The following is a 3,672-nucleotide window of genomic DNA, read 5'->3' on the forward strand; positions in this document are numbered from 1 at the left end:
AATGCATCGACGGGTGCTTACACCTATACGCCGACAGCGGACTACTACGGCAGCGACAGCTTCGTGGTGGCGATCGACGACGGCACGGGCAACATCACGTTCTCCACCGTCAGCGTGACGGTCTCGGCAGTGGTGGATATCGCCAACGACACGATCACGACCAACGAGGACACGCCGGTCAACATCAACGTCAACGCCAACGACACCTTCGAGAACGCAGGTCATGCGATCACCGCCATCGACGGCAATGCGGTCATCGTCGGTACGCCGGTTGCGGTCGCCAATGGGATGGTGACGCTCAAGGTCGACGGTACCTTGGACTTCGCGCCGGCCTTGAACTACAACGGCTCGACCAGCTTCACCTACACGGTGACGTCAGGCGGCGTCGATGAAACCGCGACAGTGACGATCAGCATTACGGCAGTGCCGGATGCACCGATGACGGTGGATCCGGCTGTCCCGGGTCAGACCTTCGATTCGGCCACTGGCAACTACGCCACGACCACCAATGAAGACACAGCCGTCACCGGCCAAGTCTCGGCGGTCGATGGCGATGGTGATCCGCTGGCCTACAGCGTCGGCACCGCGCCAGCGCACGGTACGGTGACGGTCAACGCCACGACGGGCGTGTATACCTACACTCCGACCGCCGACTACTACGGCAGCGACAGCTTCGTCGTAGCGATCGACGACGGTACCGGCAACATCACCTTGTCCACCGTCAACGTGACGGTCTCGGCAGTGGTCGATATCGCCAACGACTCGGTGACGACCAACGAAGATACGACGGTCAATATCAACGTCAATGCCAACGATACGTTCGAGAACGCGGGCCACATGGTCACCGCCATCGACGGCAATGCGGTGGTCGTCGGCACGCCTGTCGCGGTGGCGAACGGGATGGTGACGCTCAAAGCCGATGGCACGCTCGACTTTGCACCGGCCGCCAACTACAACGGTTCCACCAGCTTTACGTACACCGTGACCTCGGGAGGTGTCGATGAGACGGCGACGGTCAGCATCACGGTGACGGCGGTTCCGGACGCGCCGATGACGGTGGATCCGGCAGTCCCGGGTCAGACTTTCGACTCTGTTACCGGCAACTACGCCACCACCACAACGGAAGACACGGCTGTGACTGGCCAGGTCTCGGCAGTCGATGGCGATGGCGACCCGCTGGCCTACAGCGTCGGCACTGCGCCCACGCACGGCACGGTGACGGTCAATGCAACGACTGGCGCCTACACCTACACGCCGACGGCGGACTACTACGGTTCGGACAGCTTCGTGGTGGCGATCAACGACGGAACGGGCAACATCACGTTGTCCACGGTCAGCGTGACCGTCTCCGCGGTAGTGGATATCGCCAACGACTCGGTGACGACCAACGAAGATACGACGGTCAACATCAACGTCGATGCCAACGATACGTTCGAGAACCCGGGTCATGCGATTATCGCCATTGACGGTAACGCCGTCGTGGTCGGCACGCCGGTCGCGGTGGCAAACGGGATGGTCACACTCAAGGCGGACGGCACGCTCGACTTTGCACCGGCCGCCAACTACAACGGTTCGACCAGCTTCACCTACACAGTGACGTCGGGCGGCGTCGATGAGACGGCCACTGTCAGCATTACGGTGACGGCGGTGCCGGACGCACCGATGACGGTGGACCCGGCCGTCCCCGGCCAGACCTTCGATTCGGCGACCGGCAACTACGCCACCACCACGACGGAAGACACGGCTGTTACCGGCCAGGTCTCGGCGGTCGATGGCGACGGCGATCCGCTGGCCTACAGCGTGGGCACTGCGCCTGCGCACGGTACGGTGACGGTCAATGCCTCCACCGGTGCGTACACCTACACGCCGACGGCCGACTATTACGGCAGCGACAGCTTCGTGGTGGCGATCGATGACGGCACCGGCAACATCACGTTGTCCACCGTCAGCGTGACGGTGTCAGCGGTGGTGGATATTGCCAACGACTCTGTCACGACCAACGAAGACACGCCGGTCAACATCAACGTCAACGCCAACGACTCGTTTGAGAATGCCGGGCATACCATCACTGCGATTGACGGCAACGCCATCGTGGTCGGTACACCGGTTGCGGTGGCCAATGGGATGGTGACGCTGAAAGCCGATGGCACGCTGGACTTCGCGCCGGCCGCCAACTACAACGGCTCGACCAGCTTCACGTATACGGTGACCTCGGGCGGTGCCGTAGAGACGGCTACCGTCAGCATCACGGTGACGGCGGTTCCCGACGCCCCGATGACAGTGGATCCGGCAGTTCCCGGCCAGACCTTCGATTCGGCGACGGGCAACTATGCGACCACCACCAATGAAGACACGGCTGTTACCGGCCAGGTCTCGGCGGTGGATGGCGATGGTGACCCGCTGGCCTACAGCGTCGGCACTGCGCCCACGCACGGCACGGTGACGGTCAATGCAACGACTGGCGCCTACACCTACACTCCCACCGCCGACTACTACGGCAGCGACAGCTTCGTCGTAGCGATCGACGACGGAACGGGCAATATCACGTTGTCCACCGTCAGCGTCACGGTCTCGGCCGTGGTCGATATCGCCAACGACACGGTGACGACGAACGAAGACACACCGCTCAACATCAACGTCAACGCCAACGACACCTTCGAGAACGCGGGTCATACCGTCACGGCCATTGACGGCAACGCCATCGTGGTCGGTACGCCGGTTGCGGTCGCGAACGGCATGGTGACGCTGAAGGCCGACGGCACGATCGACTTCGCACCTGCCGCCAACTACAACGGTTCCACCAGCTTCACCTACACAGTGACGTCGGGCGGCGTTGATGAGACGGCGACGGTGACGGTCAGCATTACGGCCGTGCCGGATGCGCCGATGACGGTGGACCCGGCAGTCCCGGGTCAGACTTTCGATTTGGCGACGGGCAACTACGCCACGACCACGACGGAAGACACGGCTGTGACTGGCCAGGTCTCGGCAGTCGATGGCGATGGCGACCCGCTGGCCTACAGCGTCGGCACCGCGCCGGCACACGGTACGGTGACGGTCAATGCCACCACCGGTGCTTACACCTACACGCCGACGGCCGACTATTACGGCAGCGACAGCTTCGTGGTGGCGATCGACGACGGTACGGGCAACATCACGTTCTCCACGGTCAGCGTCACGGTCTCGGCCGTGGTCGATATCGCCAACGACACGGTGACAACCAATGAGGACACACCGGTCAATATCAACGTCAACGCCAACGACACGTTTGAAAATTCAGGCCACACGATCACGGCTATCGACGGTAATGCGGTGGTCGTCGGGACGCCTGTCGCGGTTGCGAACGGGATGGTCACGCTGAAGGCTGACGGCACGCTGGACTTCGCACCCGCTGCCAACTACAACGGTTCGACCAGCTTCACGTATACGGTGACCTCGGGCGGTGCCGTAGAGACGGCTACCGTCAGCATCACGGTGACGGCGGTTCCGGACGCCCCGATGACGGTGGATCCTGCTGTCCCGGGCCAGACCTTCGATTCGGCCACAGGCAACTACGCCACCACCACCAATGAGGACACGGCCGTGACTGGCCAGGTCGCGGCAGTAGACGGCGATGGCGACCCGCTGGCCTACAGCGTGGGTACTGCGCCTGCGCATGGCACGGTGACGGTC

Annotated in this window: 1 protein-coding gene; it reads left to right on the forward strand. The window is 63.0% G+C overall.

The features are described from left to right. Positions 1-3,672, forward strand: a 3,672-nt coding sequence (locus API01S_RS28585; RefSeq protein WP_156487209.1) for a beta strand repeat-containing protein, incomplete at both ends; no start/stop codon positions are given.

Source organism: Achromobacter piechaudii NBRC 102461 (assembly GCF_001571245.1).
GTDB lineage: Bacteria > Pseudomonadota > Gammaproteobacteria > Burkholderiales > Burkholderiaceae_B > Achromobacter > Achromobacter piechaudii.